Genomic DNA, 15,475 nt, shown 5'->3' on the forward strand with positions numbered 1-15,475 from the left:
GTCGATCACGGCAAGTGTGGTCGGAGTCGGCGTGGGGTAACCCCCACAGTAGGGCGAAGTTGAACTTCGCCCGCATAGACGGAAAAGCCACCGGTCGGATTCGAACCGACAACCTGCGGTTTACAAATCAGCCTGGTGGCTCCGTAACCAGCGAGAACGTCGCTAGTTACAACGCCGCTGCCGTCGGTGCAGGCAGTACTGCCGGCAGTTGCGACGGGGCGAGCGTAACCACGCCAGCGCAGGCGGTCAACGACGCCGACCTCGCCGCCATCGTGGCCGCGTGGCCTACGCTACCCGACGCGATTCGCCGGGCGGTGATGGCGTTGGTGAACGCAGGGGGTGCCCAATGAGGCGGCTCTGCGCGTACGCTGAGGCCCTCTGCCACACGTTGGCCCCCCACGCGGCCACGGGGCCGTTCTGCGTGGTCCTGCGCTCCGACCTGCCGCCGGAGTACCAGGGCGGCGACGGGGGCGCCCTGGCGCTAACGTCGCGGCACCTGGACCTGATGTTGCGCCCGACGCTCGAACGCCAGCGCCGGTGGCGCGGCCGCGGCCCGGCGATCCTGCTGGACCCGGCCGAGATCGCGGCGCACAGCGCCAAGCGCATCCGGGTCGCCCGCCGAAGCGCCTTCCGGGTCGTGACGACCGGCGTCGCCCTGCACGAGCTCGCCCACATCGTCAACGCCGGCCCACGCGACGACGCCGAGCCGGACCCGGACTTCGTTCAGTTTGGCCGGCTGCTACTGGCCGCGGACCTGACCGGCAGGGAGCGCCCAACCAACGGCCCCGATGCGGCCGTGCCGTGGCTTGGGCACGAGTGGCCGTTCATTCGCACTGCGTTGCACCTCATGCACCGAGCCGATGCGCTCGGCTACGCGATGACGCCGGTCGGCGTTTTCGATGCCGCGACGTACGGCTTGTCGTCTTCCTACCGGTACTTGGCGGCGCTGGGCGACGAGCCCGAGCGCCTCGCTGGCTGGCCCATCACGAAGATCGGCCGCGTGCCGCCGCCCTTCGCGTTCACCAGGCTGTGGGACGCGGACGCGCGGGCGTGGATGGCTCGCCACGGCAACTCCGACGAAGTCTGTGCGGCGCTCGCAACGGGCGATCGCCGCAATCTCATTCCCCACACGTGAAAGGGACGTCATGCTCGAAGTGCTGAAGGAACTGAAACTGCGGCGTGAGAATCGCGAGGCCGACTTCTGGACCACCGCCCGCAAGCTGGCTGCCGGCGAGAAGGTGACGACCGCCAGCGTCGAGAAAGTGCTCGCCGAGAACAGCAAGACGCTGACGGAACTGCAGACTGCGGTCGAGCTGTTCACGCAGCGTGCGCGCTGGCACGAGCAGCGGCGCAAGGCGATCGCGTTGGAAAAGGAGCAGGCCTCGGTCCAGCATCGCATCGCAGATGAGGATCGGAAGCTGGCCGCGGCTGAGGCGGCGCACAACGACGCGACGGCGCCGCTGTACACCCGCCTGCACGAGATCAGGGCGGCGGTCAGCGACGCCAGCGATGCCCGGCGGAAGCTCATCGAGACCTGTCCGGACGAGGCCCTCCGGGCGCAGCTTGCGGCGGTCGGTGATCGCCTCGCGGCCCTGCGCGCTCAGGCCGTGGAGCTGCGCGATCGTGGCGAGCTCGTGAAGGATGCCGACCGCGATGAGCAGACCGCCGAGCGTCTCCAGGCGGGGATCGTGCCGCTCGCGTCGACGGCGCACATCGACCTGATGCGCGAACAGGCCGCGCGGAAGCGAGAAGCCGGCGAGCAGGCCAAGGCGGCACTGGCCGGTGTTCTCAAGGACATCGCGGCGGCCGAGAAGGAGCAGGAAGCGGTGTACGAACGCATGGCGAGGCCGTGATCCGCCCACGCCTCGGGTGCGATGGACATATCAGCCGGCGCCGGCGACCACCCAGCGGGCAGTCGCGCCCCGAGGGTGTCGTCGGCGTTTCGTTGCGCCCCGATCGCGAGCGCCGCACCGGCCGGCGCAACCCCGCACGCCACCCGTCGCCGCGGGTCCTACCAGGGCCGGCTTTCTCCTGATGGCCGCGGGAACAGCGGCGAACAGAAACAGACTTTGTTTGCGTCGTCGGAACTCGTACAGCCGATCCGCGTCGGACTCCGGCCCTGCCTACGGCCCCGTGAAAGAGCGCTGAAACTCGGCGAAGTCTTCCAGGTCCACGTCTTGGTCGCCGTCCAGGTCAGCCGGAGCGCACTCCGGAGGGAGGGGGCCTTCGGGGCCTTCGAGACAGTCATTGATGACCTCGTAGTCGTCCAGGTCTACGTCACCGTCGCCGTCGAAATCGCCCGGTACGGACCGCTCCCACCAGGCGTACTCCAAGTTGTTGCCGATGCAATCCCACCAGGCGATGTGCGGGTAGCCGTTGGGGCCGACGGCGATGCAGGGGGTGTTTTCCGGTCCCGTGGAGGGCACGACCGTTTCGACCGTCCAGGGAGCCAGCGCTCGGTGGGCGTACCTCACAGACCAGTGCCCCACCGCGACGTGTGGGTCATCGTAGGCGTCAAGCGCGATAGAACTCTCAGAGGGCAGCGGAGGATAGGCGCCGATCTGCTCGAACTCCCAGCCCGAGGCGGTCCGGCGCGCGTGCATCAGCGGGCCGGAGGTGCTCGTGAAGACGGTGTGCGGCGTGCCGCTTGCGTCGATCGCCAGCGACGCCCGATCAAACAACGTCAGGTTCTCAATTGCAGTGGTGATCGTCTCGGAGGACCAGCCCGCTCCGTCCGACCAGAAGCACTTGAGAAACTCTGCGCCCGAGCTCCACAGGATGTGCCAGACAATCCGCGGATCGCCGTTGGGGTCGAGCGCGAGCGCGGGGACGCCCGCCTGCGTGCCGCCGGATACGAGTTGCACTCTCGACCAGGCGGACCCGTCCCAGGCGAGGTAGTCAAGCCCAGACGTGAAAGTCTCGCTGCCCGTAGGCATGACCGCCAGGCGCGGCAGGCCGCCCGCCGTCAGGGCCAATGACGAGCGGTTGTTGTGGCCGCGGTGCACCTCGCTCGGAAGCTGCTGTGTAATCCACTGCGCCCCGTCCCAATACGTGTACATCACGGGGGACCCAAACACCGCCTTGTTCCACGAGATGTGCGGTCGGCCCTGGGCGTCAAGCGCCAGTGACGGATAGCGTCCCTGGAATTCACTGATAAATTCCACTTGCCAGACGCCGCCGACGCGCTTCGCGTATTTGACGCGAACCGTCATGTCGTCCCAATACGCCACGTGCGGAATTCCGTCGGCGTCCACGGCGAGCGAGGGAAGCCGGCCGACAGAGCCATCGCTGTCAATGGTCTCAAAATGCCAGGACCCGGGCGGCCCGGGGCAAGGATTGGGTGTGCAGTCGGTCCCGGCGCCCTGCCAGACGCCGGTGCACATGAACTCCGGCAGGACGATACAGGATCCGTCGGGCTGGCAGCAGGCGCCAGGGGGCGGGCACGGGTTGGGGTCGCAGACGGTCCCGTCGCCCTGGAAGAAGCCCATGACACCCAGGCAATCCGCCTCCGTCCGCATTTGGCAGCTTCCGTCGACGAAGCAACACGCGGCGGGCTGGGGACAGGGGTTCGGGTCGCAGGATGACCAGGCGCCGTGCCAGACGCCGGCGCACTCGGACTCGAGCGTGATCGCGCAGGAGCCGTCCGGCTGGCAGCACGCGCCCGGCCGGTGGAGCGCCCCGGGCCAGAAACCACCAGACACTTTGAAACCACCGCCAGTCATGACCACTGCGCTTGCGTCCGGCTGCGCGATGCTGCCGGAGACCTCGAAGTCGCCGCCGGTGGCCCACATTGCGCCGCCGCCGTCGAACGTGAACCAGGGCACCTCGAAATCCTGCGCGGCTGCGCCAGCCGCGATCGCACAGGCCAGAGCGATGCACATCACAGGTGAGCTATGTCTTGCGAACATCGGCGTGTCTCCCGAATTCTGTCCCTTGTCTGACCTCGCTAGCGAAGAGCCGCCAGCGAAGCGCTTCGCGCTTACAACTTCCACAAGGTGCCGTCCGCGCACGCCACCCAGATGTTGGCCCCGTCAAAGGCGATCGCCCTCGGACTTGGGCCGACAGGGTAGGTCCCCAGCACGGCTCCATCGCTGGCTCGCAACTTGGTCACATTGTTGCTGCCATAGTTCGCTACCCAGATGCTGGCCCCGTCAAAGGCCACCGCGGCAGGATTCCGTCCAACCGTGTAGTTTCCAAGCACGGCCCCATCGCTGGCCCGCAACTTGGTCACAACGTCGTCTACCGGATCGTCGTGATAGCTCGGCACCCAGATGCTTGTCCCGTCGAAGGCGACGTCGCTGGGGCTGTACCCCTCCTCTCCAACGGTGTAGGTCCCCAGTTCGGCACCGTCGCTGGCTCGGAGCTTGGTCACAGTGCCCTCCAGCGAATTGGCTACCCAGATGTTGGCGCCATCAATAGCCAGGTCGATGCATCCATTTCCCACCAAATAGTCGCCCAAGAAGCCACCATCGCTCGCTCGCAGCTTGCGCACTTTGCCGGCGTCGGCGCAAGCCACCCAGATGGCGGCCCCGTCAAAAGCCACGCCACGAGGGCCGTGCAGCACGTCGTACGTGCCCAGCAAGAGCAGATCGCGAGCGCGTAGTTTCATAACCGTGCGGGAGTAGGCGTCGGTCACCCAGATATTGGCTCCATCGAAGGCGACGCCACGGACATCGGCACTCCCAAAGTCCTTGCCCCCGACAGAATCCACGTCGCTGGTCCGCAGTTTGGTCAGCCCGTCGTGCTCGTAGTCACTCGCCCGAAGCACATAGATGTGGTCCCCGTCAAACGCCAGGCTGCGGGGTTCATTGCTGACAGTGTAAGTGACTCCGGCGCAATTGACATCGTACCAGCGCAACAGAGCGATCTGCAGGGGATTGGGGCCGTGGTTGTCAAGCGCCCCGCTGGTCGCCGCCGTCGCCTGCATGGTGCCGTCAGGGAACTTGAAGCCGCCGGACTGTGACTCCACCACGCCGTTGACGGTGAGCGGAGCTGAGGGCGTGGCGGTGCCGATTCCCACACTGCCGGTGTTGTAGTAAATCGTTCCCCCGACCCCAGCCTCCCAGAAGCTCTGAATGCCGGGACCGTTAAGCGCAAACAGCGCGTATGGCGTAACGGTCAGCTCCTGGCGCGGCGCGAGCGTGACGCCCTCGACCACGACTTCAACCCAGCGCCGCTCGCCGTTGAAAGCCTCGATCCCGAAGTCGATGAGGGCCGTGAACAGGCCGTCCTGAACCGTCACGGCCATGGGGCTGCCCGGCGGATAGGTGGCCAGCGGCGTCCCGCCCGCGTCGGCCGCGTAGAGGCGGAACTGCATATTGTATGGCCCGCCGGCCGGCTGGCCCTGGTCCTTGAGCTGGCCCTGGTACGTAAATGCTCCATCGACAGGGGTTTGCGCGAATGCGCCGGCGGTCGCCCACACGGCGACGGCGGCTGCAACGCTCCAAGTGCGACTCATGATGCGATCCTCCGGCTCTGAGGCTCCCAAATGCGCTGCCGACAAGTTTCCGTAATCGGGCTCGCGGCGGCGGCTCCGCGGTCCGTCGTCACGCTGGCGACCGAGCTTGCCCTCAGTAGGCGGTAGATGGGGTGCAGCCCCGTTCTGCCGAAAAACGAGGCCGGTCAACCCCGCGAGCGAACCCCCGAGGCGGCGGGGTGATCAGCGGTGCGGGCGTTCGACGGGTCGCGTGAACGGCCGCCTGGGGTCACTGAGGCCGATCGGCGGCGTCCGCGGGAGCGCAGTGGATCGCCCCCACCGCGTCGAGGTGGAATCTGCCTTCGAGTCCAGTGGCTGCATCAATCAGGCCGTCGATTCGGATGTAGCGGACGGCGCCGAAGCCCGTCACGGCCAGATCGTAGCTCCGGACTTGGCCCGGCGCGGCGTGTGCTTCGTCCCCGGCGATGCGCATTCCCGGGCCCTCGGTGGACTTTGCGCTGACGAAGTTCACTCCATCCTGGCTTACCAGAACATCGATGTCGCGATGGCGAAGACCACCGAAATACCATTCATAGATGCAGAAATCGGCCCCGTCACCGTCCAGCACGCGCGGGCCGCCGAAGTCGTAAACGACAGTACGGTCGCCCAACGGAAATCCCACGTTGTCGGGAGGTCCGACGAACGTGAAGTCCGAGTCGCCGGTTGTGTTCGCCGCCAGGCGCGCCGGGAATGGACCGTCCGGCGCGAATGCCGGGCAGGAATCGCAGAGCGGTGATTGGGGGGCGTCGTCGCGGCCTGGGAGTGGGTCGCGAAAGTGCGTGAGGACCACCTGCGTCGGCGTGTAGATGATCTCGCACGATCCCCCGCCCGCGAAATCGATCCGCCCTGCGGGATGTTCGAACTCGCCCTCGACGAATGCGGCCTCGAGAATCACATGTTCCTCATTCGGCGACGGTTGAAAGTCCGTGGTGGCGTCCAGGATCAAACGCCCGCCGAGGGTCGCGGTTCCACCCACGCGCAACCGCGGCATTTCCGGCGCATCCGCGCCGCGGAGCGTCAACTGCAGCGCACCACCGGCCTGGCTGTAGTCGCCGGTGATGGTGGTTGCGCGGGCACGGGGACCGCAGACCAGCGTGCCCTCCGCATTCGCGAGATCGCCCTCGAACGTCTCGGTCTCGAGCGCGCCGGATACGAACTCAAACCGGCCGCCGCGGCGGTGATCAATGACACTCGCGGCCAGCCAGCCGCCGTTCAAAGCCACCGTGCCAGGCCCCCAAACCCGCAGGGCATGGCAAACGACAACCGTGCCGCCGTCTTCTACCGCAAGACGCGCCAGCCCTCCCGGCCGTTCAGGATACCCACCGACGTACAGCGACCCGCGGTTGATCCACTGCGAACCCGTCCCCGCAATCAGTACGCCTCCTTCGGATTCAGGCGCTCGGCCGATCCATGCTTCGAGGTTGAAGAGTTGCCCGCCGTTGCGAACCGCCAATTCCGCGTGGCCAAAGCGGCCGACCTCGAAGAAGAAGCGATGTGTCCACGTCGAGCCCACCCCGTCCACAATTGCCCGCCCAGTTCCGTTCCAGGCAATGTGGCCGCGGCAATCCTCGACCGCGGCACCGTCGAGGATACGGAACTCCCCTGTGCCGTCTCCGCCGACGAGAAACCAGCCATCGAACGATTGGCGCTCCTGGACTACCCAGCGCGTGCCTCGGCCCCGGATGGTCACGACGCCATCCCCCTGGTCCAGATCCGCAACCCGCGCGTTCCAACAGCGCACCGCTGCGCCGTCCTTAACGTCCAGGCGCGCGCGGGTCCCGTTGCCGACGGTAAAGTAGCCGCCCACTTCGAGCGACTGCCCGCTTTGCAGCGTCACGCTTGCGGGCGTTTCGTGGCCAACGGCGAGGTTCGTCGGCACGCTGATCCGATTTCCCAGGCCGGCGAAGCTGTCCAAGATCACCGTGGGACCGTCCCGCAGGCGAACCGTGTTCCACGAGGATCCCGCACCGGCTGGTGCAGCGGCTTGGTCCCCGACCGGTCCGAAGGCACGCAACGCCCAGACCAGACCGGATGCGCCAACGCCACACAGCAGCAGGGCGCCGAAAAGCAAAGCCGGCTGCGTGCGGCGTGCGCGTCTGCGCAAGCGCCCGATGAACGACTCGCCTCTGGCGCGCAGCGGTCGACCTGAGAGGTAGTTCCGAATGTCGCCGGCCAATTCCGCGGCGTCCCGGTAGCGGAGCGCCGGTTCCTTGGCCAGGCACTTGAGCACCAGGACATCGAGTGCTGCGTCGAGTTCCTTGCGCAGCGACGTCGGCCGCTGCGGGTCGACGGAGCGAATGCCGTCCAGGGCCTCACGCAGGCTGCCGACCGGGTACGGATGCCGACCCGTCAGCGCCTGATACAAGATAAGGCCCAGGGAGTAGACGTCGCCGCGCGCATCGACCCGGTCCGGCACGCCCTCCACCTGCTCCGGGCTCGCCCAGGGCAGCGTACCCATGAAATCACCGGTATGGCTCAACGCCGCGGACGATCGGGCCCCGCTCCCCAGCATCGCCCGGCCCAGGCCAAAGTCCAGCACGTGCGGCTTACCCGCCTGGTCGACCAGGATATTGCCCGGCTTCAGGTCGCGGTGGACCACGCCACGCTCGTGTGCGTACGCGACTGCCTCGCAGACCTCGGCCAGCAGGCTCAGCGCATCCTTGACCGGAGGCAGTACCGGCGACGCGGGCAGGGCGCGATGCGCGACACCTCCGGTCGCCTTCACCGCAAGCTCAGCGCCTCCAGGCGGGTGCAGGCCGAGGTATTCGTCCAGGCTGCACCCGTCGATCAGCTCCATGACGTAGTACGGCAGCCCCTGGGCCGTCACGCCACGGTCGTAGAGCCGGACGATGTGGGGGTGCTGGAAACCGGCAATGAGATCGATCTCGCGTTCGAAACGGCGAAGCTGTGCCCGTGACGCCACCGGCCCCCCCATGAGGATCTTGACCGCGACGCGTCGGCGTGTGGAAAGCTGCGTCGCGCTGAAGACCACGCCCTGTCCGCCGCGGCGCAACTCCTGCCAATCGGCAAACCCCGGGATGCTCGGCTCGATCGGCGGCGACCAGCCGCTGACCTGAACCGCGCGCAGCAGCAGTGCCTCTTCGCAGTACCAGTCCGAGCCCTTGCTCACGGCCACCGGCTCCGCTTGCTCAACCCTCGTCGTCAACCTGCTCCTGAACGAGTTCTGTCAGGCGCTTCAGAATGCGCGACTTCGCCTGATACACCTGGTTCACCGTCAGGTTCGACGCCTCCGCGACGGCCTGCGCCTCGGCTCCCTCAACGGCGTAGCGCTGAAACGCGCGCAGCTGCGGGCCGCTGAACTCAACCTCGATCACCTGCATCGCGCGGCGCACATGGTTGGCCCGCCACTCCTCTTCCCACGCGCCCTCGTTTGAGTCGAGGCAGTTGGCCGCGGCACACGGGGTATCCATCACCTCTAGCTGCCCTGCGACCGCTCTCTGCCGAGAAACACGAGCGATCGCGTGAAGCGTGATCGTCTTGAGATAGGCGCGGAACTTGCCCTTCTCAGGCTGGTACTCGAAGCCTTGCATGGCCTTGCTGAGGGCCAGTAGCACCTCCTGCACGAGGTCGTCACAATCGGTGGGCTGTAACCCCCAACGCCGTCCGACGTTAGCGATCATCTCGCCGTAGCGCTCCGAGAACTCGCGCCACGCCGCCTCGTCGGACTTGTCCACCAGGCGTGCCAGCAGGCTGACGTGGGTAGTCGTAGGCGCCAGCATACACGGCATTCTACCAAACGGCGTGATCGGACCCCAAGCGGTTAGCGGCCACGGCGTCGCGGGCGATGACGGGCGGGCGATTCGCCACCAGGGGGGCAGCGGTTGCGGGCCGCACCGGCGATATCGCCGCGGGTTTGTACGTGACAGCCGTGGTAGGATAGCGGGCGTGCCCGAGACCGACCCTTTGCACCGACCACCCCCCGAGACGTGGCTCTGGGATGCGCGCCCGCTTGAGAACGACTCCTGGGGCAACATACGTGGCTTCGACGATGGCCTGAGCGCGGGGGATTTCGTCTACATGCGGCTGTGGCTACGGCCGGAGCCACGTCCCCTGACGAACGAGCCGCCGATCTACCGACCAGCTCACGCGCCGCTACCGCCGATGTACGGAGACGGGGGCGTGCGTCGCTGCTACAGACCCACGGATGACGACGTGGAAATCGTGAAGCGAGTGTACCCCGACGTCGGCAACCCCGCGGCGCCGCCCTGGATGCGGATCGAGGCGGATTTGGTTGCGGCGAACCGCTCCCGCGATGAGCTCGTGTCGACAAACGCCCCAGCTCTGCTCCGATTTCTTCCGATGCCGTCCCTGAAGCCGGCCAAGAAGCGTCGCTCGCCCCAGGTGAGCGAAAAGAAGCACCGCCGGATCATCGACGCATGGGGCACGGGGCGCTACCGCACCTACATGGACTGCGCACGCGAACTGGGCGATGGGTTCACTGAAGGCGACGTCCGGGCGGCCGTGGATCGTGAATCCGCACGTCAGAGGCGCGAGCGCCAACACCGCAACGACGACACGTCAAATACCGGCCGGTAGATCAGTCGGTCGGTTCCACGCCGTTCTCCCCCATTCCTGACAGCTCCCTGCGCCCGACCGACATGTCGTTCCGCGGGCGAACGCTGTCGGTCGGAATCCGCGTTTACGGTTCCCTCAACGACACGAACGGAATTGCTGCGATCAGAAGGCCAGTCATGTCCAGGCTGCTGATGTTGCGAGACGTCGCCCGGACGCTCGGGTTGAGTGTCCGCAAGGTGCGGATGGACGCCGCAGCCGGAAGGTTCGCACCGGCGTTGGTGCGGTTCGGCCGGGCGGTACGAGTACGCGAATCCGAGTTGTCGGCGTGGATCGACGCCGGTTGCCCGGATCGGAACGAATGGCAGAAGAGGGAGAACCACCATGCCAGATGAGGATGTGAATCAGGTTGTCAAAACGGACGCGACAGAGAACGAGGACGCAACTGAGTCGGTGCCGCGGCTGGCGTTGCGGGCGAAGGACGCGGCGATCGCCCTGGGAATCGGGGCGCGGTTGCTGTGGAGCATGACCAGTCGCAACGAAATCCCGCACATCCGGCTCGGCAAGGCCGTCCTGTATCCCGTTGACGCTCTGCGGACCTGGCTGAGCGAGGGCGCCACACCAAAGCCCCGGCGCCGGTGATTGACCCACTAAAGAAGAGCCCGCCGTTGCAGCGGCGGGCATCCATGAGGGAGTTCGTATGTCGAAGCACAGTCTACCCGATCCGGCGTTCGGCACACAGGCAGATCCGTTCAGCGACCTCGGCAAGCTGCGCCTGTCCCAGGATTTTGCCGCCAACCTCGGCGTGAAGAAGCTTCTGACCACGGTGCCCGTGCGGAAACCCACGGGACAGGAGTTTGTTCGTGTCCATCCCGACGAGGCGTACCGGTTGCAGACGGCAGTGCTCGAGCTCAAGGACGAGCGCGAAACATATCTGGTCGCGCCCGAGCTCTGGGGCGAGCTACCCGGCGAGTTGAAGCCGGTCGCGCTGTTTACCGCGGTCAACCGACAAGGCGTCGTGTTTCTGTGGCCGGTCAAGCTGCCCGGTGAAGACGGCCGCGTCGACGAATGGAACCGCTCGGCGCTGGAAGCCGCCGACCACGCGGCGACGCGCTGGGTCCGCGTGAAGGCGAATATGTCGCTCGGCGCGTACGAACTCTTCGAAGCGACGGGCGACCTGCCCGCCCCGCAGTGGCCGGACTCTGATTTCACGACGCTGCTGCGCACCGCATTCAAGGTGCGCTACATCGACAGCATCGAGCATCCCGTCATTCGTCGACTGCGGGGCGAAGCGTGAAGCTCAGCGATCGGACATTCCGGGAAACGTGGGCGGTTGCTTTCGAGTACGCCGCGCCCGTCGGTGAACCACCGGAGCCGCTGTGCATGGTCGCGCGACGGCTGGAAGACGGCCGCACGTTGCGATTGTGGCGCGAAGTGCTGCGGGCGCTGCGGTCCGCGCCGTTCGCGACGGACCCGGATGCGCTCATGGTGGCGTATTACGCCGGCGCTGAAGCCGGCTGTTTCCTGCGCCTGGGCTGGCCGATGCCGGCGAACGTCCTGGACCTGTTCATCGAGTTTCGCAACGCCACGAACGGGCTGCCCACCCCGTGCGGCGCGGGATTGCTTGGGGCGCTGGCATACTACGGAATCGACGGCCTGGCGGTCGCTGAAAAGGAGTCCATGCGGTCACTGGCGCTGCGGGGCGGCGAGTACAGCGACGCGGAGCGGGCCGCGCTGCTGGACTACTGCGAAGGCGACGTCGCGGCGCTCAAGAAACTGCTGTCGCGCATGCGCGACGATATCGACCTGCCGCGGGCGCTGCTGCGCGGCCGGTACATGGTCGCGGCGGCGCGGATCGAAGCGAACGGCGTCCCGGTTGACGTGCCGCTATTCGAACGCATGCGGGATCGGTGGCACGCGATTCAGGATCAGCTTATCGCGCGCATCGACGCCGATTACGGCGTGTTCGACGGCCGGACGTTCAAGGCGGAGCGGTGGGTCGGTTGGCTTGGCGCGAACGGCATCCCGTGGCCGCGGCTGCCGTCGGGCGCACTCGCCTTGGACGATGACACCTTCCGCGAAATGGCCCGCGCGCACCCGGCGATTGCGCCGGTCCGCGAGCTTCGCGTATCGCTGTCGCAGATGCGGCTGTCGGAATTGGCCGTCGGAGCGGACGGACGGAATCGCTGCCTGTTGTCGGCATTTCGCGCACGCACGGGGCGGAACCAGCCCAGCAATACGCGGTTCATCTTCGGCCCGGCCGTCTGGTTGCGCGGGCTGATTGCGCCCGATCCGGGCTGGGCGCTCGCGTACGTGGACTGGTCGCAACAGGAATTCGGCATCGCCGCGGCGCTGTCCGGCGATCCAGCGATGATCGCCGCGTACGAATCGGGCGACCCCTACCTGACGTTCGCGAAGCAGGCAGGCGCGGTTCCAGCCGAAGCCACGAAGGTGACGCACGGGCCGATCCGCGAGCAGTACAAGGCGTGCGTCCTGGCCGTCCAATACGGCATGGGGGCCGACTCGCTCGCGGCGCGGATCGGGCAATCACCGGCGATTGCACGCGACCTGATGCACCGTCATCGCGAAACATACCGACGCTTCTGGCAATGGTCGGACGCGGCCGTGTCGTACGCGATGCTCCGCGGCCAGCTGCATACCGTGTTCGGCTGGAAGGTGCGCACCGGCCCCGACGTGAATCCCCGGATGCTGGCGAACTTCCCGATGCAAGCGAACGGCGCGGAAATGCTCCGGCTGGCATGCATCTTCGCGACCGAGCGCGGCGTCGCCGTTTGTGCGCCAGTCCATGATGCCATTCTCATCGAAGCGCCGGCTTTGCGGATTGCCGACGCGGTGAGCGAAGCGCAGCGGGCGATGTCCGACGCCAGCGCTGCCGTGCTGGACAGCTTCCGCCTTCGGACCGAAGCGAAGGTGTTCACCTGGCCGGAGCGCTACGCCGATGAACGCGGCCGGCGCATGTGGGACACCGTGCAAGCCGTCCTGGCTGAGCTTCCGCCGGCCGAAACCTGTAGCGCCGGCGCTCATGGTGTGACCGTGGGGTGGGACGCGAGATGTTGCACCGGCGCGCACCCTACCTGTAGCACCGGCGCTCACCCCGTGCAATCTCTTTTCTCTCTCCTTACTGAAGCTGGGACCCCCGACGATGCCGAGCCTGGAACCGGAGCGGCTGCGGTTGCCGACGCCGCGACCGCTGAAACCGAAGCCGTCGGTGCGGCCGCCACGTCCGAAGCCCGGCGAACGGTTCCTGAAAGGGCCGATCCCCTGGAACTGGCTGTGCGCCGCCTTGTCGCTGCGGGGCCGGGCGGGCGCGGTGGGCATGGCGCTGTGGCTGCGGGCCGGATTGACACGAAAGCGAACGGTCAAGCTGTCTTACACCGATCTGGCTGCGATGCGCGTCAACCGCTACGCGGCCCGTCGCGGGCTGCGGGCCCTGGAGACGGCTGGCTTGGTCAGCGTCGAGCGACGTCCCGGCCGAGCGCCGGAAGTGACGATCCTGGACGCGCCGTAGCGCTGGGCGCGCTGCCCACCGAATGGCGCGAGATGTACGAGGAGCGGGCGGCGATCATTGAATTCGACGGCCGGATACCGCGACAGGACGCGGAAATGGCGGCCCTGGCCGAGATTTCCGCCCAGATGACGGCCGAATCGGCCTTGCTGGCCGGCCAAGCGGGCCGGTAGCTGTGTTGGGCATGAGACGTCTGGCAGACGAACGACGAGGAGCGACGTTGGCGAGCGCCGAGGTTGACGTGGCGCTCGGGACGGCCGTGCATTCGGCACCGCACGGAGGCGGATGAAGATGGGACGAAGGCGACGAAGCAACCGGCAGGGAACGATCTTCAAGCGTACCCTCGGCGGCCCATGGGTGGCGCAGTGGTACGACCACGCGGGCAAGCGGAAATTCCGCTCGACCGGCACGACGGATCGCGCCGCGGCCGAGCGTATTCTCGCGAAGCACGTCGCCGACTCGGCGCTGCGTCGAGATGGCGTCATCGACGCGCGGGCGGACCGCTATGCCGAAGCCGAACAGCGTCCGATCGCTGAGCACGTTGCGGACTGGCGGGCGCACCTCGACGCGAAGGGCGTAACGCCGAAGCAGGTTGCCCACGTGACGAAGCGCGTCGAAGCGCTGCTCGCGAGCATGAGGGTCGATCGCGTCAGCGGGCTGGTCGCGTCGGCCGTGCAGGGCGCGATCGGCGAGATCCGCAAGGACGGGAAGAGCCTGCAGACGTGCCAGCACTACCTGCGCGCGATCAAGCAGTTCTCGCGCTGGCTGCGGGCCGATGGCCGCGTTCGCGAAGACGCGCTGGCTCATCTGGCCGGGTTCAACACGGCGACGGACCGCCGGTACGAACGCCGCGCGCTCGACGCGGACGAGCTCCGCTGGCTGGTGGAGACGACGGCAACGGCGCCCCGATGGCGGCAGAGCCTCTCCGGCGCCGATCGCGCGATGCTGTACCGCGTGGCGGCGGGGACTGGATTCCGGGCCGGCGAGTTGGCGAGCCTGACGCCGCGGAACTTCGACCTCGACGCGGACACGCCTGCCATCCGGCTGGAGGCGAAGAGCAGTAAACGCCGGCGCGCCGACGTCCAACCGATCCGGGAGGATCTGGCGGCGACGCTGAAGCTGTGGCTCGCGGATCGGCCGGCCACGAAACCCGTGTGGCCCGGCTGGTGGCGGGACCAGGCAGCCGAGATGATCCGGGCGGATCTTCGCCGGGCACGGGGGCGGTGGATTCGCGAGACGCGCGATCGACAGGAACGCCGGCGTCGCCGGAACACCGAGTTCCTGGCAGAGGTCGACGCAGCGGGTCGCGTCGCCGACTTCCACGCCCTCCGCGTCAGCTTCATCACGTTGCTCGTCACCAGCGGCGTGTCGGTAAAGGTCGCCCAGGAACTCGCCCGCCACTCGACGCCGACGCTCACGCTGGGCGTCTACACGAAGCTCGGCGTCCACGACCTGACGGGCGCGCTCGACGCGCTGCCGAGCCTCGCGGCGAAGCCCGACGCCCAGCCCGAGAAGATCGCCATGCGCGCGACCGGCACCGACCACGCCAGCGCCGACGACGCAGGGTGCCCGGCCGAAACGGCGGATGGGCAGACGGGCGCTGACGAAGGTGCAGCACGCGACGGGTGCAGGCAGTACTGCAGGCAGTCCGAGCGCGGACGAGCGCCCAGCCGCGCGGCTCGGCGCATCGTGGTCTGCACCGCAGGCACGCCGAGCGCGGCGCGCAAGTCTTTTGCGTACGCGGACAAAGGCGACGCCGTGCAAGCGGGCGCGGCGTCAGGCGGGAAAGCCACCGGTCGGATTCGAACCGACGACCTGCGGTTTACAAAACCGCTGCGAATCACCACCTAACGACAATCCGCCAAACGACTTAGAGCGCGGCGCCGAGAGCGGCTTGGCGGATTGCTTGGCGCTTTCCGACGCGGAGCGGGCCGAACCGG

The 15,475-nt window shown here is 67.4% G+C and carries 11 protein-coding genes, 1 tRNA gene and 1 pseudogene; 8 read left to right on the plus strand and 5 right to left on the minus strand.

Translation table 11 applies throughout. From position 1 onward, the window contains the following. The first annotated feature begins 346 nt into the window (after positions 1 to 346). On the plus strand, positions 347 to 1,135 hold the full coding sequence (locus KA383_20445; protein ID MBP7748492.1) for a hypothetical protein: 789 nt from the start codon (positions 347 to 349) through the stop codon (positions 1,133 to 1,135). 10 nt (positions 1,136 to 1,145) lie between these two features. Continuing rightward, positions 1,146 to 1,853 carry a hypothetical protein gene (locus KA383_20450; GenBank protein ID MBP7748493.1) on the plus strand — a complete coding sequence of 236 codons (708 nt, stop codon included), beginning with the start codon at positions 1,146 to 1,148 and terminating at the stop codon, positions 1,851 to 1,853. Positions 1,854 to 2,123: 270 nt separating this feature from the next. On the opposite strand, the gene KA383_20455 is transcribed toward KA383_20450, so the two are convergent. The 4 genes from KA383_20455 to KA383_20470 form a co-directional block, all read right to left on the minus strand. After that, complete coding sequence (locus tag KA383_20455) at positions 2,124 to 3,908, minus strand: hypothetical protein (protein MBP7748494.1); 1,785 nt, start codon at positions 3,906 to 3,908, stop codon at positions 2,124 to 2,126. A 71-nt stretch (positions 3,909 to 3,979) separates the two neighbouring features. Beyond that, positions 3,980 to 5,458 carry a hypothetical protein gene (locus tag KA383_20460; protein MBP7748495.1) on the minus strand — a complete coding sequence of 493 codons (1,479 nt, stop codon included), beginning with the start codon at positions 5,456 to 5,458 and terminating at the stop codon, positions 3,980 to 3,982. A 247-nt stretch (positions 5,459 to 5,705) separates the two neighbouring features. Continuing rightward, complete coding sequence (locus tag KA383_20465) at positions 5,706 to 8,606, minus strand: protein kinase (protein ID MBP7748496.1); 2,901 nt, start codon at positions 8,604 to 8,606, stop codon at positions 5,706 to 5,708. A 19-nt stretch (positions 8,607 to 8,625) separates the two neighbouring features. Then, positions 8,626 to 9,216 (minus strand): sigma-70 family RNA polymerase sigma factor, encoded by a 591-nt coding sequence (locus tag KA383_20470; protein MBP7748497.1) that lies wholly within the window; start codon positions 9,214 to 9,216, stop codon positions 8,626 to 8,628. A gap of 433 nt (positions 9,217 to 9,649) precedes the next feature. On the opposite strand from KA383_20470, the gene KA383_20475 reads away from it, so the two are divergent. The 6 genes and pseudogenes from KA383_20475 to KA383_20500 all read left to right on the plus strand — a co-directional run bounded on the left by KA383_20475 (position 9,650) and on the right by KA383_20500 (position 14,972). Beyond that, the gene (locus KA383_20475; GenBank protein MBP7748498.1) at positions 9,650 to 10,033 is read left to right on the plus strand and encodes a hypothetical protein; all 384 of its coding nucleotides are present in this window, start codon (positions 9,650 to 9,652) and stop codon (positions 10,031 to 10,033) included. Positions 10,034 to 10,188: 155 nt separating this feature from the next. Continuing rightward, complete coding sequence (locus tag KA383_20480; GenBank protein ID MBP7748499.1) at positions 10,189 to 10,404, plus strand: helix-turn-helix domain-containing protein; 216 nt, start codon at positions 10,189 to 10,191, stop codon at positions 10,402 to 10,404. Beyond that, positions 10,394 to 10,651: a helix-turn-helix domain-containing protein gene (locus tag KA383_20485; GenBank protein ID MBP7748500.1), complete on the plus strand. Its 258-nt coding sequence runs from the start codon at positions 10,394 to 10,396 to the stop codon at positions 10,649 to 10,651. The genes KA383_20480 and KA383_20485 overlap by 11 nt, the downstream gene beginning before the upstream one ends. 58 nt (positions 10,652 to 10,709) lie before the next feature. Then, positions 10,710 to 11,306, plus strand: coding sequence for a hypothetical protein (locus KA383_20490; protein MBP7748501.1), 597 nt, complete (start codon positions 10,710 to 10,712; stop codon positions 11,304 to 11,306). 86 nt (positions 11,307 to 11,392) lie between these two features. Next, complete coding sequence (locus KA383_20495) at positions 11,393 to 13,708, plus strand: DNA polymerase I (protein ID MBP7748502.1); 2,316 nt, start codon at positions 11,393 to 11,395, stop codon at positions 13,706 to 13,708. A 112-nt stretch (positions 13,709 to 13,820) separates the two neighbouring features. Beyond that, a pseudogene (locus KA383_20500) lies at positions 13,821 to 14,972 on the plus strand (site-specific integrase). A 353-nt stretch (positions 14,973 to 15,325) separates the two neighbouring features. On the opposite strand, the gene KA383_20505 reads toward KA383_20500, so the two are convergent. Further along, positions 15,326 to 15,398, minus strand: a tRNA-Thr gene (locus tag KA383_20505). Positions 15,399 to 15,475 lie beyond the last annotated feature (77 nt).

This window comes from Phycisphaerae bacterium (assembly GCA_017999985.1).
In the GTDB taxonomy this organism is placed as follows: Bacteria; Planctomycetota; Phycisphaerae; order UBA1845; family Fen-1342; genus JAGNKU01.

Coding starts and splice junctions, on each gene's coding strand:
- KA383_20480 (MBP7748499.1), top strand. CDS start 10,189: ATGTCCAGGCTGCTGATGTTGCGAGACGTCGCCCGGACGCTCGGGTTG.
- KA383_20445 (MBP7748492.1), top strand. CDS start 347: ATGAGGCGGCTCTGCGCGTACGCTGAGGCCCTCTGCCACACGTTGGCC.
- KA383_20495 (MBP7748502.1), top strand. CDS start 11,393: ATGGTCGCGCGACGGCTGGAAGACGGCCGCACGTTGCGATTGTGGCGC.
- KA383_20490 (MBP7748501.1), top strand. CDS start 10,710: ATGTCGAAGCACAGTCTACCCGATCCGGCGTTCGGCACACAGGCAGAT.
- KA383_20450 (MBP7748493.1), top strand. CDS start 1,146: ATGCTCGAAGTGCTGAAGGAACTGAAACTGCGGCGTGAGAATCGCGAG.
- KA383_20455 (MBP7748494.1), bottom strand. CDS start 3,908: ATGTTCGCAAGACATAGCTCACCTGTGATGTGCATCGCTCTGGCCTGT.
- KA383_20470 (MBP7748497.1), bottom strand. CDS start 9,216: ATGCTGGCGCCTACGACTACCCACGTCAGCCTGCTGGCACGCCTGGTG.
- KA383_20485 (MBP7748500.1), top strand. CDS start 10,394: ATGCCAGATGAGGATGTGAATCAGGTTGTCAAAACGGACGCGACAGAG.
- KA383_20460 (MBP7748495.1), bottom strand. CDS start 5,458: ATGAGTCGCACTTGGAGCGTTGCAGCCGCCGTCGCCGTGTGGGCGACC.